Source organism: Streptantibioticus silvisoli (assembly GCF_027947535.2).
Classification (GTDB): Bacteria; Actinomycetota; Actinomycetes; order Streptomycetales; family Streptomycetaceae; genus Streptantibioticus_C; species Streptantibioticus_C silvisoli.
The window spans coordinates 1-22034 of the sequence record NZ_JAAGKO020000078.1 but is presented as its reverse complement, the minus strand read 5'-3'; the positions used below and the strand labels follow the sequence as shown (position 1 = coordinate 22034).

At 74.3% G+C, this 22034-nt stretch carries 18 protein-coding genes; 9 read left to right on the top strand and 9 right to left on the bottom strand.

Features of this window, described 5'->3' with window-relative positions:
- The first annotated feature begins 60 nt into the window (after positions 1–60).
- The 5 genes from POF43_RS31695 to POF43_RS31675 all read left to right on the top strand — a co-directional run bounded on the left by POF43_RS31695 (position 61) and on the right by POF43_RS31675 (position 6464).
- Positions 61–249: a hypothetical protein gene (locus POF43_RS31695; protein ID WP_271325628.1), complete on the top strand. Its 189-nt coding sequence runs from the start codon at positions 61–63 to the stop codon at positions 247–249.
- 230 nt (positions 250–479) lie between these two features.
- Positions 480–1610, top strand: a complete 1131-nt coding sequence (locus tag POF43_RS31690; RefSeq protein ID WP_271325629.1) for a hypothetical protein — start codon at positions 480–482, stop codon at positions 1608–1610.
- A gap of 404 nt (positions 1611–2014) precedes the next feature.
- A complete protein-coding gene (locus POF43_RS31685; protein WP_282704890.1) occupies positions 2015–3208 on the top strand; it encodes an EfeM/EfeO family lipoprotein in 1194 nt (397 codons plus the stop codon).
- A gap of 8 nt (positions 3209–3216) precedes the next feature.
- The gene (gene efeB / locus POF43_RS31680) at positions 3217–4434 is read left to right on the top strand and encodes an iron uptake transporter deferrochelatase/peroxidase subunit (protein WP_271325000.1); all 1218 of its coding nucleotides are present in this window, start codon (positions 3217–3219) and stop codon (positions 4432–4434) included.
- A gap of 164 nt (positions 4435–4598) precedes the next feature.
- Positions 4599–6464: a phospholipase C gene (locus tag POF43_RS31675; protein WP_271324998.1), complete on the top strand. Its 1866-nt coding sequence runs from the start codon at positions 4599–4601 to the stop codon at positions 6462–6464.
- Positions 6465–6500: 36 nt separating this feature from the next.
- On the opposite strand, the gene POF43_RS31670 is transcribed toward POF43_RS31675, so the two are convergent.
- Positions 6501–7103 carry a DedA family protein gene (locus POF43_RS31670; protein ID WP_271315455.1) on the bottom strand — a complete coding sequence of 201 codons (603 nt, stop codon included), beginning with the start codon at positions 7101–7103 and terminating at the stop codon, positions 6501–6503.
- A gap of 35 nt (positions 7104–7138) precedes the next feature.
- Positions 7139–7909 (bottom strand): MBL fold metallo-hydrolase, encoded by a 771-nt coding sequence (locus POF43_RS31665; RefSeq protein WP_271315454.1) that lies wholly within the window; start codon positions 7907–7909, stop codon positions 7139–7141.
- A gap of 186 nt (positions 7910–8095) precedes the next feature.
- Between POF43_RS31665 and POF43_RS31660 the strand changes: the two genes are divergently transcribed.
- Positions 8096–10171, top strand: coding sequence for a phage holin family protein (locus POF43_RS31660; protein WP_271323281.1), 2076 nt, complete (start codon positions 8096–8098; stop codon positions 10169–10171).
- A 170-nt stretch (positions 10172–10341) separates the two neighbouring features.
- Here POF43_RS31660 and POF43_RS31655 read toward each other — a convergent pair whose 3' ends face one another.
- Positions 10342–11142: a methyltransferase domain-containing protein gene (locus POF43_RS31655; RefSeq protein WP_271315450.1), complete on the bottom strand. Its 801-nt coding sequence runs from the start codon at positions 11140–11142 to the stop codon at positions 10342–10344.
- 296 nt (positions 11143–11438) lie between these two features.
- Here POF43_RS31655 and POF43_RS31650 point away from each other — a divergent pair, with 296 nt between their 5' ends.
- Positions 11439–11885 (top strand): hypothetical protein, encoded by a 447-nt coding sequence (locus POF43_RS31650; RefSeq protein WP_271323282.1) that lies wholly within the window; start codon positions 11439–11441, stop codon positions 11883–11885.
- A 320-nt stretch (positions 11886–12205) separates the two neighbouring features.
- On the opposite strand, the gene POF43_RS31645 is transcribed toward POF43_RS31650, so the two are convergent.
- The 3 genes from POF43_RS31645 to POF43_RS31635 all read right to left on the bottom strand — a co-directional run bounded on the left by POF43_RS31645 (position 12206) and on the right by POF43_RS31635 (position 17152).
- Positions 12206–13039, bottom strand: coding sequence for an aldo/keto reductase (locus POF43_RS31645; protein WP_271315526.1), 834 nt, complete (start codon positions 13037–13039; stop codon positions 12206–12208).
- A gap of 97 nt (positions 13040–13136) precedes the next feature.
- Positions 13137–14963 (bottom strand): AMP-dependent synthetase/ligase, encoded by a 1827-nt coding sequence (locus tag POF43_RS31640; protein ID WP_271315527.1) that lies wholly within the window; start codon positions 14961–14963, stop codon positions 13137–13139.
- Between the two features lie 647 nt (positions 14964–15610).
- The gene (locus tag POF43_RS31635) at positions 15611–17152 is read right to left on the bottom strand and encodes an MFS transporter (protein ID WP_271323283.1); all 1542 of its coding nucleotides are present in this window, start codon (positions 17150–17152) and stop codon (positions 15611–15613) included.
- A 134-nt stretch (positions 17153–17286) separates the two neighbouring features.
- On the opposite strand from POF43_RS31635, the gene POF43_RS31630 reads away from it, so the two are divergent.
- Complete coding sequence (locus tag POF43_RS31630) at positions 17287–18261, top strand: Lrp/AsnC family transcriptional regulator (RefSeq protein WP_271315529.1); 975 nt, start codon at positions 17287–17289, stop codon at positions 18259–18261.
- Between the two features lie 331 nt (positions 18262–18592).
- Here POF43_RS31630 and POF43_RS31625 read toward each other — a convergent pair whose 3' ends face one another.
- A complete protein-coding gene (locus tag POF43_RS31625) occupies positions 18593–19471 on the bottom strand; it encodes a LysR family transcriptional regulator (protein WP_271323284.1) in 879 nt (292 codons plus the stop codon).
- Positions 19472–19597: 126 nt separating this feature from the next.
- On the opposite strand from POF43_RS31625, the gene POF43_RS31620 reads away from it, so the two are divergent.
- Positions 19598–20632, top strand: a complete 1035-nt coding sequence (locus POF43_RS31620) for a bile acid:sodium symporter family protein (protein ID WP_271323285.1) — start codon at positions 19598–19600, stop codon at positions 20630–20632.
- A 68-nt stretch (positions 20633–20700) separates the two neighbouring features.
- Here POF43_RS31620 and POF43_RS31615 read toward each other — a convergent pair whose 3' ends face one another.
- Positions 20701–21078: a hypothetical protein gene (locus tag POF43_RS31615; RefSeq protein ID WP_271323286.1), complete on the bottom strand. Its 378-nt coding sequence runs from the start codon at positions 21076–21078 to the stop codon at positions 20701–20703.
- 13 nt (positions 21079–21091) lie between these two features.
- The gene (gene fdhD / locus POF43_RS31610; RefSeq protein ID WP_282704889.1) at positions 21092–21925 is read right to left on the bottom strand and encodes a formate dehydrogenase accessory sulfurtransferase FdhD; all 834 of its coding nucleotides are present in this window, start codon (positions 21923–21925) and stop codon (positions 21092–21094) included.
- Positions 21926–22034: the final 109 nt, after the last annotated feature.

The window sequence follows — 22034 nt, the reverse complement described above, 5'->3', positions numbered from 1 at the left end:
TCAGCACGGTCCGACGGCGCGGGTGGCTGTCGCCGCTCCGCACGGAGCCGACGGCGTCCGGTGAACTCGCCCCCGGCGCCGTCCAGCAAGGCGTTCACCGAGGCGGCCGGAGAGGCGGTCACCAGGGCGGTCGGCGAGGCAGCCGGAGAAGGCGGCCCGGAGAAGGCGTTCACCGAGGCGTCCAGCAAGGCTTTCACCGAGGCGTCCACCGAGGCGGCCGGCGAGGACGCACACCAAGCCGGCCAGTGAGGCGGCCGGCATCGCGTTCGGCCGACCCCGGCGCTGTCCGGCCGCGCCCCACCAGGTCCCACCGGGCCCCACCGGGCCCGACCGCCCCGCTTCCGGTGGTGATGACGTCAGCGTGCGTACCGGCTGTCACTCCGACGGGTTTGTGGAGAAGCTGTGACCCCGGTAGAACTGACGCTCCGGACCGGTGACTTCAGCCGCGGACACTCCACAGACAGGACCCCAGCCCGCCCATGCCCGTGTACCCGCCGACCGACGACAACGTGCCGGAACGGCCCGAGGACCAGCCCGTTCCCGACGAGGTGCGGGAGTGGTTCCCGACCGGCGCCGAGGGGCGGATACGTGCCTTCGCGCCGAAGGACCCCGCCGCCCGCGAACGGCCGCCGTCCCGCCGCCGGGCGCCGCGGCACCCCGTACCGGTCGGGCAGCGCGTCGCGGCCGTCCGGCGGTTGATGACCCGGGAGCGGCTGCGCCGGCCGGCCCGCACGCTCGTCCCCGCCGTCATCGGCGTCGGCGTGGTGCTGCTGGTGATGAGCCAGTCGGCCGCCACGTCCGGGACGCCCGGCGGCGGCCGCACCGCTCCGCCGTCGGTCTGGCTGACCCCCGGCACGCCGTCCGGCACGCCCACGGCGCCCGACGCGGCGGCGCCCACCGCGGCGCACCCGTTCGCCGGTTCGCCGGCGGTGAACTGGGCCGACGGCGCGGCGGGCATCGTGCCGCCGGCCGCGCGGGCCGTCGGCGGGCTGAGCCGCGCGCAGGTGGCCGCGGCGCTCGCCGACACCAAGCGGTACATCGTCGCCACCGAACTGGACCCGGCCACCCTGCGCGGCGCGTGGCCGGCGGCGGCCGAGCGGCTGATGGCACCGGCCAGCGGCTGGAGCGACGCGGTCCGCACCGACATCGCGCGTCCGCGCGCCGGCCACAACCCGCTCAGCTACCTCACCCGCTACCAGCCCTCCCGCATCGCACCGGCCGGCCCGACGGTCAAGGTCAAGGGGACGATGACGTTCGCCGGCGCGGCGCGGGGCTCGGTGGAGGTGCGGACCGACTACACCTTCGTCCACCCCTTCGTCCAGGCGCACGGGGGTGACGGCCAGGTCAGCCGCAGCATCGTCCGGCAGGTCCTGGTGATGCGGGTCTACCCGGCCCGGCTGTCGGGCGACGCCCCGGGGAAGCTGTGGCTCCAGAACACCTTCGCCGACGACTTCAACACCAGCTGCGGCGTCGGCGACGGCTACCTGCACCCCGGGTTCGGCACCGGCGCCGCCGCCCGGCCCGGCTCCGGCCGCACCGCCGACCCCTACGCCGTCGGCGTCCCGGTGGGCGCGCTGCCCAAGACCTGCGCGACGACCACCCGCACCTGACCCCGACCCGGTACGGCACCGCACCGCACCCTCAGCCACCCCACCCCACCCACCTCACCGCACCTCAGCAGCCTCAGCCCAGCCACCTCACCCCACCTCAGCAGCCTCAGCCACACCACCCCGCACCCCGCACCCGGCATCCCGCCCCCGGCACGACGCCCCCCGCCCGGCGCCCCCCGACGTGCCCCGCCGGTGAACTCCGGTGGAATTCCGGGTTCCGCGGGGCCCCCGGCGGTGGTGATCGTGGTCAGGCAAGCCTAAGCTGGCCGCCGTCGCCGTGCGTTGACCGCCCGGCGCGGCCGCCCGCCACCGCTCGGGCACCCGTTCCCGCGGGCCGCCCGTCCGCGTCGTGTCCCGCCCGTTTCCGCTGTCCGTTGTGGGAGTCGCATGTGATCCGCCCGCGTATGTTCCGCGACCGTGTCGCCGGCCGGCCCGTGGTGGCCGGTGTGCTCGCGCTGGCGCTGTCCGGCGCCGCGCTCGCCGGATGCGCCGCGCACCGGGCCGCCCCCGCCGCGGACGACGCCGACGGCCTGCCGCACACCACCGTGCAGGTGTCGCTGGGGCGGTGCGGCACCGGCTGGAGCCACCCGCGTTCCGGCGTGCAGGTCTTCGACATCCACAACGCCTCCGACGCCCCCACCGAGGTCGACCTGATCGACCCGCGCACCCAGGCGGTCTACGGGGAGGTCGAGGGGCTGGGCCCGGGCACCACCCGGCCGATGCAGGTCACCGTCGGCGGCGGCAGCTACGCCTTCAAGTGCCTGCCGGACGACGCCGACGCCATGACCGGCGGCACGGTCACCGTGCCCGGCCACGCCCCGGCCGGCCCGTCGGCCCCGGCGGTCAGCGAGCAGGACGTCATCCCGGCCACGATCGCCTACCAGAAGTGGATCGGCGGCCGGATGACCGTGCTGGCCGCCCGGGCCGGCGTCCTCAAGGGCGACATCGACCGCGGTGACCTGGCCGCCGCGCGGCGCGACTGGCTCACCGCCCACCTGGTCTACGAGACGATGGGCGCCGCCTACGACACGTTCGGCGCGGCCGACGGCGAGATCAACGGCACGACCGCGGGACTGGACGGCGGGGTGACCGACAAGGACTTCACCGGCTTCCACCGCATCGAGTACGGCCTGTGGCACGGTGCGAGCGCCGCCGCCCTCAAGCCGTTCGCCGCCCGGCTCACCGCCGACATCGGCGCGTTGCGCAGGTCGTGGCCGCAGGCGCGGATGGACCCGTTGCAGATGGGGCTGCGGGCGCACGAGATCCTGGAGAACACCGTCCAGTTCGAGCTGACCGGCCGCACCGACTACGGCAGCCACTCCAACCTGGCCACCGCCGCCGCCAACCTGGCCGGCACCCGCGAGGTGCTGTCCGGCCTGCGCGCGCAGATCGCCGCCCGCTATCGCGCACTGCCGCAACTGGACGCCTCGCTGGCCCGGCTGAGCGGCACCCTGGACGGCGTCGGCCACGGCGGCCACTACCCCCCGCTGGACGACCTGTCGCGCACCCGGCGCGAACAACTGGACGCCGCGGCCGACGACGCCGTGGAGCGGCTCGCCGACATCGCCGCGATCTTCGACATCAGGAGGACCTCGTGAGCGACCGGATGGGACGCCGCTGGTTCCTGCGCGGCGCGGCGGCCGCCGGGATCGGCACGGCCGCCGCCACCACCGCCGCCCTGCGCCCGGGGCAGGCGCGGGCCGCCGACGCGCCGCCGCGGACCGTGCCGTTCGAGGGCGCGCACCAGGCCGGCATCGTCACGCCGGCGCCGAAGGCGCACGCCACCGTGGCGTTCGACGTCACCGCGAACGACCGGGCCGGGCTGGCGGACCTGCTGCGGACGGTGACCGACCGGGCCCGGTTCCTGACCGCCGGCGGCGATCCGGCCCCCCTCGGCATCACCGCGCCGCCCTCCGACTCCGGCACCCTGGGCCCGACCGTGCCGGCCGACGCGCTGTCGGTCACCGTGGGCGTCGGCTCCTCGCTGTTCGACGACCGCTTCGGGCTGTCCGGCGCCCGGCCGCGCCGGCTGCGGGCGATGGACTCCTTCCCCGACGACGACCTGGACCCCGCCCGGTGCCACGGCGACCTCAGCCTGCAACTGTGCGCCGACGCGCCCGACACCGTGCTGCACGCCCTGCGCGACATCACCCGGCACACCCGTGGCGCGCTCCAGGTGCGCTGGCGGATGGACGGCTACCTGGCTGCCCCGCGTCCCTCCGGCGCCCCGCGCAACCACCTGGGCTTCAAGGACGGCACCGCCAACCCGGACGCCTCCGACGCCCGCACGATGGACGGCCTGGTGTGGGTGGCCGACAACTCCGGCGAACCGGCGTGGGCCACCGGCGGCAGCTACCAGGTCATCCGGCTGATCCGGATGCGGGTGGAGTTCTGGGACCGGGTCTCCATCGTCGAGCAGGAACGCATGATCGGCCGGCGCCGCGACAACGGCGCCCCGCTGGACGGCGACCGCGAGAGCGACGCGCCGCGCTACCCGCTGGACCCCAAGGGCGACGTCATCCCGCTCGACAGCCACATCCGGCTCGCCAACCCGCGCACCACCGCCACCGCCGACCAGCGCATCCTGCGGCGCGGCTACAACTACGACAACGGCACGGACTCCAACGGCAACCTCGACATGGGGCTGATCTTCACCTGCTTCCAGCAGGACCTGGACCGGCAGTTCGTCGCCAACCAGAAACGGCTGGCCGGCGAACCCCTCGTCGACTACGTCTCCCCGTTCGGCGGCGGCTACTTCTACGCCCTGCCCGGCGTGACGAACCGTCAGGACTGGCTGGGGCGCGGCCTGTTGGCCCACGCCTGACGGCGATCCGCCGCAGGGGGCGATCGCCGGGCCGGCCGCGACACCCGGTCGACGGGAACTGTTCACCCCGTATTCGCCCGGCATCGGCCGCCGCGGCGCGGCCGGGCAGCAGCATCACCGCTGGAAAAGACCGGTTTCACAGCGGTAGATGGAGGGCATGGCAGATGGTCGGCACTGGGAAGACGTCGGGAATCCGACGCCGGACGACTCGTTGGGGCTCGCTGGTCGGCGCGGTCGCGCTGGCCGCTGCCGCCGGCGCGGCGCCGGCGACCGCCGCGCCCGCCGCACACCGGGGGAGCGGCACCACCACCCCCATCAAGCACCTGGTGGTCATCTACGACGAGAACGTCTCGTTCGACCACTACTTCGGCACCTACCCCCGGGCGGCGAACACCGACGGCACCCGCTTCACCGCCGCCCGCAGCACCCCCAAGGCCGACAACCTCCTCAGCGCGGGCCTGCTGAAGAACAACCCCAACCTCTACGCCCCCCAGCGGCTGTCCCCGTCGCAGGCGCTGACCTGCGACCAGAACCACTCCTACGGCCCCGAGCAGTACGCCTATGACGGCGGCAAGGCCGACCAGTTCGTGCAGAACACCGAGACCAGCAAGTGCTCCGGGAACCTGTACGGCGAGCCGGGCCTGTCGATGGACTACTACGACGGCAACACCGTCACCGCGATGTGGAACTACGCGCAGCACTACGCGCTCAACGACCACTCCTTCAGCTCCAACTACGGCCCCTCCACCCCGGGCGCGCTCAACCTCGTCTCCGGCGACACCCACGGCGTCTACTCGGTCGACCCCGCCAGCGGCACCGAGAACCCCCGGCAGACCGCCACCCCGGACCCGTACACGGTCGTGTCACCGGACGCCAACGGCGTCGGAACCGTGGCCAACGACCCGGACCCGGCCTACGACGACTGCGCCGACAGCGACCACACCTCGACGGACGCGCTGGCGGTGATGAAGGGCCGCAACGTCGGCGACCTGCTCAACGCCAAGGGCGTCACGTGGGGCTGGTTCCAGGGCGGTTTCGCGCCGAGCACCGCGTGGGACGGCAAGTCCGCCGACCACGCCGCGTGCGCCGGTGACACCCACACCAACATCGGCGGCGCCGCGTCGGAGGACTACAGCCCGCACCACGACCCGTTCCAGTACTACAAGTCGACGTCCAACCCGCACCACCTGGCGCCGAGGAACACCGCCGAGATCGGCCACAACGGCCAGGCCAACCACCAGTACGACCTGTCGGCCTTCGACACGGTCGTCAAGGACGGCAAGCTGCCCGCCGTCAGCTTCCTGAAGGCCGCCGAGTACCAGGACGGCCACGCCGGGTACTCCGACCCGACCGACGAGCAGCACTTCGTCGTCAAGGAGATCAACGAGCTGCAGAAGTCCCGCCAGTGGCAGGACACCGCGGTCGTCATCGCCTACGACGACTCCGACGGCTGGTACGACCAGGTCATGAGCCCGGTCCGCAACGGCTCGAAGGACACCACCACCGGCTCCGACGGCAAGGCCGCCGACAGCCCGGCCTGCCAGTCGGGACCGGCCGCCCTCGGCGGCTTCGACGACCGCTGCGGCCCCGGCACCCGCCAGCCGCTGCTGGTCGTCTCGCCCTACAGCAGGACCGACAGCATCGACCACCGGCCCACCGAGCAGGCGTCGATCACCAAGTTCATCGAGGACAACTGGCGCACCGGCCGCATCGGTTCGGGCTCCTTCGACCAGCGGGCCGGCTCGCTGGACGGCATGTTCGACTTCCGGCACCCCAACGACGAGCAGGTGCTGCTGAAGGCCGACGGTTCCGTCGCCTCCGTCAGCCGCATCCACCAGGTCGGCGACCCGGAGGCCGGTGACCGCAGCACCGGCAACGCCCCGGTCGCCGACGGCGCCGCCACCGAGCAGCTCGCCGAGACCGGGACGTCCTTCCCGGTCACCGCGATCGGCACCGGCGCGGTCGTCGTCGTCGCGGTCGGCGGCGCCATCGCCCTCACCACCCGCCGCCGCCGCGGCAACACCGCCTGACACCGGGCACCGCACCACCCGCGGGGCGTACGGCCGTCAACCGCCGTGCGCCCCGCGGCGTACCCACCGCCAGCCCGGCGGCACCGCGCTGATCAGCAGCGTCACCCCCACCACCAGCGCCACGCCCTCCCACGGCCGGGCGAACAGCGAACCGCCCAGCACCCCGATCGCCTCGTACGCCGCCGCCCACGCCAGCACCGCCGCCACGTCGGCCCGGGTGAACGTCCGCAGCGGCATCCCCGCCAGCAGGCACGCCACCATCACCGGTATCCGCCCGGCCGGCACCAGCCGCGACAGCACCAGCACCACCACACCGTGCCGCTCCAACCGCTGCCGTGCCGCCTCCAGATGCTCCGGCCGGGCCCGCTCCCGCAACCGCCGCAGCCACCGCGACCCGCCCTCGGTGTGCGATCCGCGCCGCCCCAGCCAGTACAGCGCCACGTCGCCCACCAGCGCCGCCACCGCCGCCGTGCCGAACACCAGCACCGGCTGCACCGGACCGGCGCTGCGGAACGCCACCACCGCCGCACCGCTGACCAGCGCCCCGGTCGGCACCACCGGCACCAGCGACCCGAGCACCACCAGCGCGAACAGCGACCAGTACCCCACCGCCCCGCCGCCCGGCGTCGCCCCGGACATCAGCGACCCGGCCAGCTCCACCGCCGGCACCCCGCTCACCGCCGCGGCTCCCAGCACACCGTCTCGCCGTGCCCCGGCACCCGCACCGCCACCCCCGGCGCCCGGCGCGCCGCCTGCCGGGCGAACTCCCCGCCCGGCGCGTGGAACTCGTGCGGCCGCACCGCGTTCATCCCCACCGGCCAGTACGTGCCCCAGTGCACCGGCAGCGCCAGCCGCGGCGCCAGATCCACCAGCGCCCGCGCCGCCCGCCCGGCGTCCAGATGCCCCGGCCCCAGGAACGGCCCCCAGCCGCCGACCGGCAGCAACGCCACGTCGCACGCGCCGACCTGGTCCGCCATCCCCGGGAACAGCCCCGTGTCGCCGGCGAAGTACGTCACCGCCTCACCGTGCAGCACGAACCCCAGCGCCCGTGCGCGCTGCGGCCCGAACGGCAGCCGCCGCCCGTCGTGCGCGGCCTCCACCACCCGCACCAGCAGCGCCCCCGCCTTCACCTCGTCGCCCGGAGCGACCTCCAGCACGTCCGCCGCCAGCCGCCGCAGCCCCGGCACGGCCGCCGTCGCGCCGCGCGGCACCAGCACCGGCGTCCCGGCCGGCAGCCGCGCCAGCGACGGCAGGTGCAGGTGGTCGGCGTGCAGGTGCGACACCACCACGAGGTCCGCCACCGCGGCCGCCGGCGGCGGCAACGCCCCCGCCCGCCGGCGCAGATGGGCCAGCCGCCGGGTGAACAGCGGATCGGTCAGCACCCGCGTCCCCGCGTCGTAGACCGTCGCCGTGGCATGACCCCACCATGTGATCTCCACCGGCACCCACTCCCGTCGCCCGTGACCCGTCATCCGTACCGTCATCCGAACCGCGCGGTTCGCGCGGCCCGTGACCGGCGACCGTCGTCAGGAGCATCCTTTCCGCGATCCGCCCCGCCAGACCCCCATGCGGGACCTCGCTACCGGGCAGGACCGGTACGACAGGCGGACGAACAGCGGAAGGTGGCACCGGTGGCGCTTCACCGACGGCAGGCCGGACGGGCGTTGCTGCGGGTCCTGGCGGTGTGGGCGGTCGGCAGCGCCACCCTCGCAGTACTCGCCGCCGCGCTGCCCGACCTCACCCTGCGCTCCGCCCGCGGCGACAGCCCGCCCGCCGTCGCCCTGGCCGCCGCCGCCGCGGCCGGCGCCTTCGGCCTGCTCAACGCCGTGGTGTGGCCGCTGCTGGTGCGCGCCCTGCTGCTGGTGCCCGCCTACGTCCTGGGGCTGCTGACCTTCGCCCTCAACGGCGCGCTGCTGCTCGTCGCCATCGGCCTCGTCCCGTCCGCCGGCGTCGCCGTCGCACCGCAGACCGCCGTCGTGGTCGCCGCCGTCATGTCGGGCACCACCTCCGCCACCAGCGCCTGGCTCGCCCTGCACGACGACGACGCCTACCGCCACCGGCTGGCCCGGCTGGCCGGCCGGGGACCCGGACGCGGACTGGGGAACGCCCCGGCCGGCGCCGGACCGGGCACCGTCGTCATCCAGCTCGACGGCGTCGGCCACGACGTGCTGCGCGACGCCCTGCGGGTACGCCCGGCCCGCAACGGCGTCCTGCGCCCGCCGCTGATGCCCACCCTCACCGGCTGGGCCGCCACCACCCACACCCTCAGCCGCTGGCACACCGACTGGAGCAGCCAGACCGGCGCCAGCCAGCTCGGCATCCTGCACGGCACCAACCACGACGTGCCCGCCTTCCGCTGGTACGAGAAGGACACCGGCCAGACCATGGTCTGCAACCGGCCCTCGTGCGCCGCCGAACTCGAACGCCGCGCCACCCGCCGCACCGGCCGCCCCGGCCTGCTGGCCGGCGACGCCGCCAGCCGCGGCAACCTGTTCACCGGCGGCGCCGACCAGCTCGCCCTCGTGCTGTCCGTCGCCGTCCACCGCGACCACGGCCGCCGCGACCGCGCCGGGTACTTCGCCTACTTCGCCGACCCCGCCCACCTGACCCGCACCGTCGTCGGCTTCACCGCCGAAGTCGCCCGCGAGATCACCCAGTCCCTGCGCGCCCGGCTGCGCCGCGCCACCCCGCGGATCGGCCGCGGCGGCCTCTACCCGGTGCTGCGCGCCTTCGCCACCGTCGTCGAACGCGACGTCGTCGTCGCCTCCGTCATCGGCGACATCCTCGCCGGCCGGCCGCTGGTCTACGCCGACCTGGTCGCCTACGACGAGGTCGCCCACCACAGCGGTCCGCGCGGCCACGACACCGACCAGGTACTGCGCCGCATCGACCGCGCCCTGCTGCTGATCGCCGGCGCCGCCCGGCACGCGCCGCGCCCCTACCGCTTCGTGGTGCTCTCCGACCACGGCCAGTCACCCGGCGAGCCGTTCGCCGCCCGGTACGGCACCACCCTGCGCGACCTGGTCCGCGCCCGGTGCGGTCTGGCCGCCGAACCGCCCGCCGGCCCGGTCACCGAGGAACGCGAGTCACGGGCCGCCGCCCGCGCCGCGCTGCGCCGCCCGGAACGCCACCCGCGCCGCGCCGGGCGGGGCGGCGAGCCGGTGGTCCTCGGCTCCGGCAACCTCGGCCTCATCTCGTTCCCCGGGCTGCCCGGCCGCGCGGACCGCCGGGCCGTCGAGGAGCGCGCCCCGGGGCTGCTGCGGGCACTGGCCGATCACCCCGGCATCGCCTTCGCCCTGGTCCACGACGCCGAACGCGGCCCCCTGGTGCTGGGCGCGGACGGCGCCGAGCACGAACTCGCCACCGGCCGCGTCACCGGCGCCGACCCGCTCGCCCCCTTCGGCCCCGGCGCCGCCGCGGCCGTACTGCGCGCCGACGGGTTCCCGCACGCCGCCGACATCATGGTCAACTCCGCCTGCGACCCGGACACCGGCGCGGTGCACGCGTTCGAGGAGCAGGTCGGCTCGCACGGCGGCATGGGCGGCCCGCAGTCCGAACCCTTCATCCTGCACCCGCGCGAACTGCCCGTCCCCTCCGGTGGGTTGACCGGCGCCGAGGCGGTCCACGCCCTGCTGCGGGAGTGGACCACCGCGACCGGCGACGCCCCCGGCCGCCCGGAGCGGGTGACCGAGGGCGCGGCGGAGTGAGTGGCGCGGTGACCAGCCCCGGCGGTGCGGGGTGTCCGGCGGTGCGGGGTGGGCCGCGCGGCGGGGTGAGCGGTGGGGTGGAGTGAGCGGTGCGGTGGCCCGCGGAGTGGGGCGGCCCGGCGGTGCGGGGGCGCCCGGCGGTGCGGTTCGGCCGCGCGGCGGGGGAGCGGTCAGGCCACGCAGAGGATCTCGCCGTGCAGCACGACCAGCCAGCCGTCCGGGTCGGCCGCCCAGCGCCGCCAGCCGTCGGACAGCCGCTGGAGCTCCTGCGCGGTGGCGTGGCCGTCGCGTACCGCCTGCTCGGCCAGCGCGGACTCCAGCACCCGGTCCGCCCACATGCCGCCCCAGTACGCCCGGTCCGCCTCGTCCGCGTGGCACCAGGTGCTCGCGCCCGGCGTCACCTCGGTGAACCCGGCCGCCCGCGCCCACGACAGCAGCCGCCGCCCGGCGTCCGGCTCGCCGCCGTTGGCCCGGGCGCACACCTGGTACAGGTCCAGCCACGCGTCGAGTTCCGGCAGCTGGGGGTACCAGGTGAAGCCGCGGTAGTCCGCGTCGCGCACCGCGACGACCCCGCCCGGCACGCACACCCGCCGCATCTCCCGCAGCGCCAGCACCGGGTCGTGCACGTGCTGGAGCACCTGGTGGGCGTGGACGACGTCGAAGGAGTCGTCGGGCAGGTCCAGTGCGTGCGTGTCCAGCACCCGGAACGCCACGTTGGTCAGCCCGCGCTCCGCGCAGACCCGCTCGGCGGCCCGCAACACCTCCTCGGAGGTGTCGCCGGCGACCACCGAACCGGTGGGCCCGACCCGTTCCGCCAGGTCCGCGGTGATCGTCCCCGGCCCGCACCCGACGTCCAGCAGCCGCTGCCCGGGGCGCAGGTGCCCGAGCAGATGGCCGGCCGAGTTCTCCGCCGTGCGCCAGCGGTGCGAGCGCAGCACCGACTCGTGGTGTCCATGGGTGTACGCGGGCATGGCCGAAGTCCCCTCGCCAGAGAAAGTAACGCCGACCGCCACGGTAGGCCGAAGTCTCACCCAGCGGGAACCGCGTGTCGCATGATGGACAGCTTCAGGGAAAACCGCAGCTCGGGCGCCGATCCGCCCGTACCCCGGGCCGGGGAAGCCGCGGATCGGCGGACCGGACGCCGGCCCAGGGGAAAGCCGCAGCTCGCACGGCGGTCCACCCGTACCCGGGCCGGGGGAAACCGCGGGGCGGCGAGCCGCGGGCGGTGCGGACGGAACCCGATCGGGGGCGGCTACGTCTCACTGCCATGAACGGACGACTTCTTCCCCTCGCCGCGGGCGCCGTCATGGCCGCCTCCCTCGTGCTCACCGGCTGTGGCAGCCAGACCGTCACGCAGAAGCCGGGTGCCGCGCCCGCCAGCATCAACCCGACGACGCCCGCCCCGAAGGGCGGCGGGTCCGGTGCCATGATCAAGCTCCAGCCGGTCGGCAGGTCCGTCCGGGTCGCGGCGGACGGCAAGCAGCTCCAGGTGAGCACCGACACCGGCGGCTGTAAGAAGGCCAAGCTCGTCGCGCACGAGTCCAGCGCCAGCGTCACGCTGTCGCTGGAGGTGACCGACCACCACAGCGCCGGCCAGATGTGCCCGCAGTTCGTCAAGGTCACCAAGGTGACCGTCGAGCTGAAGGCGCCGCTGGGCAGCCGGTCGGTCTTCGACGCGGACGGCGGCAAGAAGGTCGCGGCCGTCAAGAGCTGACGGCGTGGCCCGCGACGCGCCGCCGGCCGCCCGCGACACCCGGTGAGGATGACGCGGACGGCCGGCGGCGGACCGGCTCCGAAGCCTCCGGCCGCACCCGCGCCCGTGGTCCGGACCGGACCGCCGCCGGGGCGCGGATCAGCGCCAGGGTTCGGATCGGGGCCAAGGTTCGGATCGGCGCCGGGTACGGACCCGCACCGCCCAGGTACGGACCCGCACCGCCCACCCCGGCTCCCGCGACCCGAACCCGGCCGGCACCGCCCACCCCGGCTCCCGCGGCGCGAACCCGTCGCGCCCGCGGACCGGACCGGCGCCGGGGTTCAGCCGACGTCGAAGAAGTCCGGGTCGGGGCCCAGCCGCTTGCCCTGTTCGAGACCGGCGATCGCGGCCAGGTCGTCGATGTCCAGCTCGAAGCCGAACACCTCGAAGTTCTCCACGATGCGGGACGGCGTCACCGACTTGGGGATCACCAGGTTGCCCAGCTGAAGGTGCCAGCGCAGCACCGCCTGCGCCGGTGTCACGCCGTGCTTGGCACCGACCGAGGCGAGCACCGGCTCGTCCAGCAGCCCCTTGCCCTGGCCCAGCGGCGACCACGCCTCGGTGGCGATGCCGTGGTCGGTGTGGAACGCGCGCAGCTCGCCCTGCTGGAGCTGCGGGTGCAGTTCGACCTGGTTGACGGCCGGCACCACACCCGCCTCGTTGATCAACCGGCACAGGTGCGCGGGCTGGAAGTTCGACACGCCGATGGCCCGGGCGCGGCCGTCGCGGTGGATGCGCTCGAACGCCCGCCAGGTGTCGAGGTAGGAGTCCCGGGCCGGCAGCGGCCAGTGGATGAGGTACAGGTCGACCTGCTCCAGGCCGAGCCTGGCCAGCGACTCGTCGAAGGCCCGCAGGGTGCTGTCGTACCCCTGGGCGCCGTTGCGCAGCTTGGTGGTGACGAATAACTCGTCACGCGGCACGCCGGCGTTGGCCAGAGCCGTGCCGGTGCCCTCCTCGTTGCCGTAGATCGCGGCGGTGTCGATGCGGCGGTAGCCCGCCTCCAGCGCGGTGCCCACCGCGCCGGCGGCCTCGTCGGCCGGCACCCGTCCGACGCCGAAGCCGAGCTGGGGCATCGTGACGCCGTTGTTGAGGGTGATGAAGGGGACCGTGCTCACGGGCAGTGGCTTCCTTTTGTGTCAACGGCATCGGGGTGAACGACGTTCGACAGCACACGGCGGCCCGGTCTCCCCACCCGCGGGGGGCTCGCACGTTTCAGGCATGGTAGAGCGCCTCGACCTCCTGGGCGAACTCCTGCTCGATAGCCCGCCGTTTGAGCTTCAGCGAGGGGGTCAGCAGGCCCCGTTCCTCGGTGAAATGGGTGGACAGCACCCGGAACGCGCGGATCGACTCGGCCTGCGAGACCAGGGTGTTGGCGGCCACCACCGCCCGGCGGATCTCCGCCTCCAGGTCCGGATCGCGCACCAGCTCGCGCGGGGACAGTGACTGCTTGCCGCGCATCGCCAGCCAGTGCGTGATCGCCTCCGGGTCCAAGGTGACCAGCGCGGCGACGAACGGCCGGTCGTTGCCCAGCACGACGCACTGCGCGACCAGCGGATGGGCGCGCACCCGGTCCTCCAGCGGCACCGGGGAGACGGACTTGCCGCTCTTGGTGACCAGGATTTCCTTCTTGCGCCCGGTGATCGTCAGATAACCGTCGTCGTCCAGCGACCCCAGGTCCCCGGTGGCCAGCCAGCCCTCGTGCAGCACCTGCTCGCTGGCCTTCTCGTTGTTGAGGTAGCCGCTGAAGACCTGCCCGCCGCGCAGCCACACCTCACCGTCGTCCGCGATGTGCACGGTGGTTCCCGGCACCGGCCGGCCCACCGTGCCGAAGCGTGTCTGCTCCGGCGGGTTGGCGGTGGCCGCCGCGGTGGACTCGGTCAGCCCGTAGCCCTCGAAGATGGTCACCCCGGCACCGGCGAAGAACAGCCCGAGCCGCCGCTCCATCGCCGAACCGCCCGACATCCCGTGCCGCATCCGCCCGCCGAGCGCGTCCCGCACCTTGGCGTACACCAGCTTGTCGTACAGCTGGTGCTGCATCCGCAACGACGGTCCCGGTCCCGGTCCGGTGCCGAACGCCCGCCGTTCGACCGCCTCGGCGTACCGCACCGCGATCTCCACCGCCTTGTCGAACGGCGCCAGCTTCCCGCCCGCCTCCGCCTTGCGGCGCGCGGCGTGGAAGATCTTCTCGAACACGTACGGCACCGCCAGCGCGAAGCTCGGCCGGAACGTCGTCAGGTCCGGCATCAGCTCGCTGGCCTTCAGGCTCGGCTGGTGGCCGACGCGCACCCGGCCGCGCACGCACGCCACCTCGACCATCCGGCCGAAGACGTGGGCCAGCGGCAGGAACAGCAGGGTGGAGGCCTCGTCGCCCGGCTTGGAGTGGAAGACCGGTTCCCACTTGGCGACGATGTTGTCCGCCTCGGCCATGAAGTTGGCGTGCGTCAGCATGCAGCCCTTGGGGCGGCCGGTGGTCCCGGAGGTGTAGACGACGGTGGCCACCGCGTCCGGGGTGACGGCCAGCCGGTGCCGCTCGATGACCTCGTCGTCCAGGTGCGCGCCGGCCGCGACCAGCGCCGGCACCGCCCCGTCGTCCAGCTGCCACAGCCGGGTCAGCAGCGGGAGCTGGTCGACGACCGAGCCGACCGTCATCGCGTGATCCTCGTGCTCCACCACGCACGCCACCGCCTGCGCGTCGTGCAGCATCCACCGCACCTGGTCGGAGGAGGACGTCGGGTAGACCGGCACCGGCTGCGCGCCGATGGTCCACAGCGCGAAGTCCAGCAGCGTCCACTCGTACCGGGTCCTGGCCATGATGCCCACCCGGTCGCCGAAGCGCACCCCCTCGGCCAGCAGCCCCTTGGCGGCGCCCACCACCTCGTCGCGGAACTGCGCCGCGGTGACGTCCTGCCACTCCCCGTCCGGCCCCTTGCGGCCGAAGACCACCTTGTGCGGCACTTCCTCCGCGGTGGTGAAGACGCTGTCGGCCAGTCCGCCGACCTGGGGTGCCGTCGCCATGGGCGGGACGGTGATCTCGCGCAATTCGGGCTCCCTCGGCAGCGCGCTCCGCACGGCACGCTCGACGGTGGTGCTGTGCCCGGCACGTCGCGGCACAACCCGGGGGGAAGGCCGCTGCGGTGAGCGCCGGGCGGGCCCGTAAAGTACCCGATCCCGCCACTCCAGGGGGAGAGGGGCGGCAAAACTGTCAATTCCGGCGTTTGGCAGGTGGATTCGCCGCGTGTGACAGCGTTTCACCCGATCCGCGCAGCCCCCGCCGCGGCCGCCGGGCGGTCCGCGCAAGTCGATCTGCACCGAATCCCCCCGGTGCGCTCACCGCCGCGTTACAGCCGGTAATAGCGGTAACGTCGCAGGTCGGCGGGCTGGTCCGGACCAAACCGCACACCGGCGGGCACCGGCCGGGAGCGGGCGCCGGATTGGCCGAAATGATCACCGGTGGCCGGTGGCCGACCGCCCGCCGTCCCGCCCCCGCACCGCACCGATGCCCGTTCGGGCCCGCGTGCCGACGCGTGCCGCCGGGGGCCGCCGCGTGTCATCGCCCGCGGCCGCAGGTCGCCGTACACCGCCGCACGTCACGGTGTGCCACCGCGTCGCACGCCGACCGCGGGACGCCGGGCTGTCGCCCGCCGTCCCGCGCCCGCGTGCGTCAGGCCGTCCCGCGCCCGCGTGCGTCAGACCGCCGAGCCCGCCCTGTCCGGGACCGCCGGCGTACCGTCCGCCGCCGGACCGGCCGGCGGCGCCTGGTGTTCCTGCGGACGCACCAGCCACAGCGCCAGCACACCGGCGACGATGCCCACCACGCCGGCCCACAGCGCCGCCGCGTCCAGACCGGAGGTGAAGGCGGTACGCATCGCCAACCCGGTCGCCGCCCGTGCGGACTGCGGCACGTGCGCCAGGATTCCCTGCGCGCCACCGCCGGCCAGCGCCTGCGCGGTGCCGTGCGGGTCGGGCGCGTGACCGGTCAGCGACCGCGCCATCCGGTCCGCCGCCAGCGTGCCGAACAGCGCCACGCCCAGCGCGTACCCCAGCTGGCGGAAGGTGTTGACCGAACCGCCCGCCATGCCCGCCCGGTACGGCGGCACCGACGCCAGCGCCGCCTGCGACAGCGCCGGGTTGACCAGGCCCACGCCGACACCGGCGACGATCAGGCCCGCCAGCAGCGCCGTCCAGCCCGACGACCCCTTCAGCACCGTCATCGCCAGCTCCCCGGCGCCGATCAGCACCAGGCCGCCGCCGACGGTGTACCGGGCCGGCGCTCCGTGCAGCAGCCGCCCGCTCAGCGCGGCCACCACGAACGCGGCCGCCGCCAGCGGCACCATCACCAGACCGCCCTTGAGCGGGCTGAAGCCCAGTACCGTCTGGAGCCAGATCGAGGTGTACGGCAGCACGCCGAAGGCCGCCGCGTTCAGCGCGAACGCCGCCAGCATCACCGCGACGAAGGAGGAACCCCGAAACAGCCGCGGGTCCAGCATCGGATGCGCCACCTTGCGCTCCACCAGCAGGAACGCCACCAGTGCCAGCACCGCGACCACGAACATCACCAGGGTGCGCGAGGACCCCCAGCCGACCGCGTTCGCCCGGATCACCGCGTAGGTGACCGCCCCGGCGAACACCGTCCAGCTCAGCGTGCCCCACACGTCCAGCCGCTGCCCGGCCGCGCCGCGCGACTCCCTGACGTACCTGAGCGTCATCACCACCGCGACCACGCTCACCGGCAGGTTGACGAAGAAGATCCACCGCCAGTCCAGGTCCTGGGTCAGCAGGCCGCCCAGCACCGGGCCGAGCGCCGCCGCCGCGCCGGAGACCGAGCCCCACACGCCGAACGCCACCCCGCGGTCGCGGCCCTGGTAGTGCGAGCCCAGCAGCGACAGCGTCGTGGCGAACATCGCCGCGCCGCCGACGCCCTGCACGCAGCGCATCGCCACCAGCATCCCGGAGCCGGTGCTCAGCCCGCAGGCCAGCGACGCCAGCGCGAACAGCACCGTGCCGACCACGTACACCTTGCGGCGGCCCACCGTGTCGGCGGCCGACCCCGCGCCCATCAGCAGCGCGGCGAGCGCCAGCGCGTAGATGTCGATGACCCATTGCAGGTCCGACAGCGAGGCGTTCAGCGCCCCCGCCATGGCGGGCAGCGCCACCGTGACAATCGTGACGTCCAGCAACAACATGAACGTCCCCAAGCAGACCGCTACCAGCGGTCCCCACTTGCGCATCGCAAGTCCCTCGTCTTTCGCTTGTGCCTGACTGGAGGCGGGTTGGATCTCTCATACGATGACCCGACAAGGCCGATCGACTCCAGCCGACAGGGGCAGGTCGGCGGAATCCGACACCCACAGGGCGGTGCGCGATGGAATCCCCCGCCATCGACGATCTCGACCACCAGCTCGTCCAGGCGCTCCAGATCGACGGCCGGGCGTCGTTCAGCCGCATCGCGGAGGTGCTGGGCGTCTCCGACCAGACGATCGCCCGCCGCTACCGCAAGCTGCTGACCACCGGCGGGCTGCGGGTGCTCGGCATCGCCGACGACGAACGCATCGGCCAGACCCAGTGGATCGTCCGGCTCACCTGCACCCCCGACGCCGCAGAACCGCTGGCCGCCGCCCTCGCCCGCCGCCCCGACACCTCCTGGATCGGCCTGGCCTCCGGCGGCACCGAGGTCATCTGCACCATGCACGCCCGCGACGAACGCGCCCGCGACGCGCTGCTGTTCGGCAAACTCCAGCGCACCCCGCGCGTGGTGTCGGTCAGCGCCCACCTGAAACTGCACGCCTTCTACGGTGGCCCGCTCGGCTGGTACTCCAAGGCCGACCGGCTCGACCCGGCCCAGGCCGCCGCCCTCGCGCCGCCGCCCGTCGAGGCCGGCGACGACCCGGTCGCCCTCGACACCGAGGACAAGGCCCTGCTGGCCGCGCTGGCCGGCGACGGCCGCGCCACCGTCGCCGAACTCCAGGCGGTGATCCACCAGTCCGGCTCCGCCGTCCGGCGCCGGCTGGACCGGCTGCGACGCACCGGCGTGCTCTACCTCGACGTCCAGTTCGAACCCGGCGCCTTCGGCTACGAACTGCACACGCTGCTGTGGCTCACCGTCGCCCCCGCCGCGCTGTCCGCCGTCGGCAACGCGCTGGCCGGCCACCGCGAGGTCGCCTTCGCCGCCGCCGTCACCGGCCAGTGCAACCTGATGGCGGTCACCATCTTCCGCTCCACCCACGACCTGTACCGCTACCTGAGCGAACGCGTCGGCGTCCTCGACGGCGTCCAGCACGTCGAAACGGCCCCGATCCTGCGCCAGGTCAAACAGCTGACGTACGACGCGCACCGCTGACGCGGGACGGGCACGACCGCCCGCCGGGGAGGATCGTTCGGGCGCGACAGTCACCGGTGAGGTCCGGCACCGGTGAGTCCTGGCACCGGTGAGGTCGGCTGCCGGTGAGGTCCGGCACCGGTGAGGTCCGGCACCGGCGAGGTCCGGCATCGGTGAGTCCTGGCACCGGTGAGGTCGGTCGCCGGAGAGGTCAAGCGCCGGTGAGGTCCAGCGCCGGTGAGGCCGGCCGCCGATGAGGACGGGCACCCGAGAGGAGGGGCGCCGGAGAGGAGGGCCGCCGGTGAGGTTGGCCGCCCATGAGGAGGGTCGCCGCCGCAGCCACCCGCCGGCCTCACATCGGCTGGTGCAGCCACCCCCCGGCCGCCAGCACCGCCGAGGCCAGCGCGCCGGCCGGATCGCGTGCCTCCGGGCGCATCCGGCCCTGGCGCGCCCGCAGCAGCACGAAGTCGACGTCGCCCAGTTCCGGCAACCCGTAAGCGCGCGGCGGCAGTTGACGCAGCCCGGGCGGGATCAGCCCGTGCGCGTGCGGCACCACGCCCAGGCCGGCCAGCGCGGCGGCCCGCACCCCGCTCAGGCTGCCGGAGGTGCAGGCGATCCGGCAGCCGATGCCGGCGCCCTCCAGCACGTCGAGCGCCCGCGCGCGGGTGATGCTCGGCGGCGGGTAGAGGATCAGCGGGATCGGGCGGCCCGGGTCGATCCGCAGCCGTTCCCCGGCGATCCACACCAACCGGTCCCGCCACACCAGGCGCCCGTGCGTCTCGCCGCGGCCGCGCTTGCCCAGCACCAGGTCCAGCCGGCCGTCCGCCAGCTGCCGGTGCAGGGTGCCGGACAGCTCCACGGTGAGTTCCAGGTCCACCTCGGGGTGGTCGCGCCGGAAACCCTCCAGGATCTCCGGCAGCCGGGTCTGCACGAAGTCCTCCGACGCCCCGAACCGCAGCCGTCCGCGCAGCCCGCTGCCGGTGAAGTACGCGGTCGCCCGCTCGTTGGCCAGCTGGATCGTGCGGGCGAACCCGAGCATCGCCTCGCCGTCCTCGGTCAGCACCACGCTGTGGGTGTCGCGGGTGAACAGCTGGCGCCCGGCGGCCTCCTCCAGCCGCCGCACGTGCTGGCTCACCGTGGACTGCCCCAGTCCCAGCCGCTGCCCGGCCCCGGTGAAGCTCAGCGTCTCGGCCACCGTCAGGAACGTCCGCAACTGCGTCGGCTCGAACATGCCGCCAGGCTAGCCGGTCATCACGGGACACGATGACAGTCAGTGCGGTGAGCGTCTTTCGCGATGACCGCCGCCCCGGGCACCCTGGGAACACCCGTCCACCCGTCCGACCGACGAAGAGATGTCATGCGCCGCATCGCGATGCCCTCCTGGCTGCCCGTCGACCCCTACATTCTGGTGCTGGTCTCCACCGTCGGGCTCGCCGCGCTGCTGCCCGCCCGGGGCCCGGCCGCCACCGGCGTCGGCGCGGCCTCCTCGATCGCGATCGGCCTGCTGTTCTTCCTCTACGGCGCCCGGCTGTCCACCCGCGAGGCGGTCAAGGGGCTGGCGCACTGGCGGCTGCACCTGACGGTCGTGCTCAGCACCTTCCTGCTCTTCCCGCTGCTGGGCCTGGCCGCCCGCGGCCTGGTGCCCTGGGTGCTGACCCCGCAGCTGTACACCGGGCTGCTCTACCTGTGCGTCCTGCCGTCCACCATCCAGTCCTCGATCGCCTTCACCTCCATCGCCAAGGGCAACGTCTCCGCCGCCATCTGCGCCGGCACGTACTCCAGCCTGATCGGCATGGTCCTCACCCCGCTGCTGGCCGGCGCCCTGCTGCACTCCTCCGGTGGCTTCTCGGCCGGCGGCCTGCTGGACATCTGCCGGCAACTGCTGCTGCCCTTCGTCGCCGGGCAGCTGCTCCAGCGGTGGATCGGCGCGTTCGTCACCCGGCACAAGAAGGTCCTCGGCCTGGTCGACCGCGGCTCGATCCTGCTGGTCGTCTACACCGCGTTCAGCGAGGGCATGGTCCGCGGCATCTGGCACCAGGTGACGGCCGTGCGGCTGCTGGCGCTGCTCGGCGTGGAGGCGGTGCTGCTGGCCGTCCTGCTGACGGTGACGTCGATCGCCGCGCGGCGGATGGGCTTCGGCCGCCAGGACCGCGTCGCGATCGTCTTCTGCGGTTCGAAGAAGAGCCTGGCCAACGGGCTCCCGATGGCCAGCGTCCTGTTCGGCGGCCAGGCCGGTCTGATGATCCTGCCGCTGATGCTGTTCCACCAGATGCAGCTGATGGTCTGCGCCGTCATCGCCAAGCGCTGGTCCCACCAGGCGGCGGCGCAGGCCACGGCCGACGGGCAGCCGGCACCGGTGGGCGCCGGCCCGACGGCACCGCTGAACGCGTGAGGGGGTCCGCCCGGGGGTCGACCGGGCGGTTCGCGGTCACCGGCTGACCCCGAATGCGAGGCGCGTCCTCAGCGGCTGACGTCGACGGCCAGGACGGCGAGTGCCAGGCCGAGGAAGACCGTGTAGATGGTCAGGTCCCGCCGGTGCTGGCGCAGCGCGGCCTGCCGGGTCAGCACCCAGCAGAAGGACAGCGCCTCCACCGCCGCGCCGGCCGCTCCCCAGGCCGGCCGCCACAGGCCCGCCACCACCGCGACCGCAGCCAGCGTGTGCAGCACTCCCAGCAGCGACACCACCCACAGCCGCCGGCCGTCCACCAGCCCCAGCCGCGTCAGCACGTCCAGCCGCCGCACGCCCAGGTCCGCCCGGGTCAGCCCGGCCAGCGCGGACGGCACGGTCTCCACCAGCAGCATCACCGTCAACACCACAGCCGCGACGAACACGGCCACCCCCCGAAGGTCGTCAGGCGGGCAGCATGACACGTTCCTCACCGGCGTACACGTTCATCGACGGACCCCGCAGGAAGCCGATCAGCGTCAGCCCGGACTCCGCCGCGAGGTCCACCGCCAGCGACGACGGCGCCGACACGGCCGCCAGCACCGGGATCGAGGCCATCACCGCCTTCTGCGCCAGCTCGAACGACGCCCGCCCCGACACCATGAGCACGGCCCGCGACAGCGGCAGCCCGCCGCGTTGAAGGGCCCGGCCCACCAGCTTGTCGACCGCGTTGTGCCGTCCGACGTCCTCGCGGACGTCCAGCAGCTCACCCTCCGGGGTGAACAGCGCCGCCGCGTGCAGCCCGCCGGTCCGCTCGAAGACCTCCTGGGCCTCCCGCAACCGGTCGGGCAGCATCGACAGCACCCGCGTGGTCACCCGCACCGGGGGAGTGTCGGCGATCGGCTGGCGCGCGCTGGTGCGGACCGCGTCCAGCGATGCCTTCCCGCACAGCCCGCAGGACGACGTGGTGTAGACGTTCCGCTCCAGTGAGATGTCCGGCACCTCGACCCCGGGCGCCAGCCGCACGTCCACCACGTTGTAGGAGTTCGAACCGTCCACCGCCGCCCCGGCGCAGTACACGACGCTGGCGACGTCCGACGCGTCGTAGACCACGCCCTCGCTCACCAGGAAGCCGACGGCCAGCGCGAAGTCGTCGCCGGGGGTGCGCATGGTGATGGCCAGCGGTTTGCCGTTCAGCCGGATCTCCAGCGGCTCCTCGGCCACCAGCGTGTCCGCCCGGTGCCCCACCCCGCCCTCCCGCACCCGCAGCACCCGCCGGCGTTCGGTGACCCGTCCCATATCGCTCCCGCTCTCCCCATGCCCCGCCAGTGCGCCACCCCGGCACGAGGAACGGCCGAAGGTAGTCCGACGTGGCGATGATCCCACCTTGGGGGAGGCGGGCGGGGGA

Coding starts and splice junctions, on each gene's coding strand:
- fdhD (WP_282704889.1), bottom strand. CDS start 21,925: ATGGGACGGGTCACCGAACGCCGGCGGGTGCTGCGGGTGCGGGAGGGC.
- POF43_RS31630 (WP_271315529.1), top strand. CDS start 17,287: ATGGAATCCCCCGCCATCGACGATCTCGACCACCAGCTCGTCCAGGCG.
- POF43_RS31685 (WP_282704890.1), top strand. CDS start 2,015: ATGTTCCGCGACCGTGTCGCCGGCCGGCCCGTGGTGGCCGGTGTGCTC.
- POF43_RS31625 (WP_271323284.1), bottom strand. CDS start 19,471: ATGTTCGAGCCGACGCAGTTGCGGACGTTCCTGACGGTGGCCGAGACG.
- POF43_RS31655 (WP_271315450.1), bottom strand. CDS start 11,142: ATGCCCGCGTACACCCATGGACACCACGAGTCGGTGCTGCGCTCGCAC.
- POF43_RS31635 (WP_271323283.1), bottom strand. CDS start 17,152: ATGCGCAAGTGGGGACCGCTGGTAGCGGTCTGCTTGGGGACGTTCATG.
- POF43_RS31670 (WP_271315455.1), bottom strand. CDS start 7,103: ATGTCCGGGGCGACGCCGGGCGGCGGGGCGGTGGGGTACTGGTCGCTG.
- efeB (WP_271325000.1), top strand. CDS start 3,217: ATGGGACGCCGCTGGTTCCTGCGCGGCGCGGCGGCCGCCGGGATCGGC.
- POF43_RS31650 (WP_271323282.1), top strand. CDS start 11,439: ATGAACGGACGACTTCTTCCCCTCGCCGCGGGCGCCGTCATGGCCGCC.
- POF43_RS31690 (WP_271325629.1), top strand. CDS start 480: ATGCCCGTGTACCCGCCGACCGACGACAACGTGCCGGAACGGCCCGAG.
- POF43_RS31675 (WP_271324998.1), top strand. CDS start 4,599: ATGGTCGGCACTGGGAAGACGTCGGGAATCCGACGCCGGACGACTCGT.
- POF43_RS31620 (WP_271323285.1), top strand. CDS start 19,598: ATGCGCCGCATCGCGATGCCCTCCTGGCTGCCCGTCGACCCCTACATT.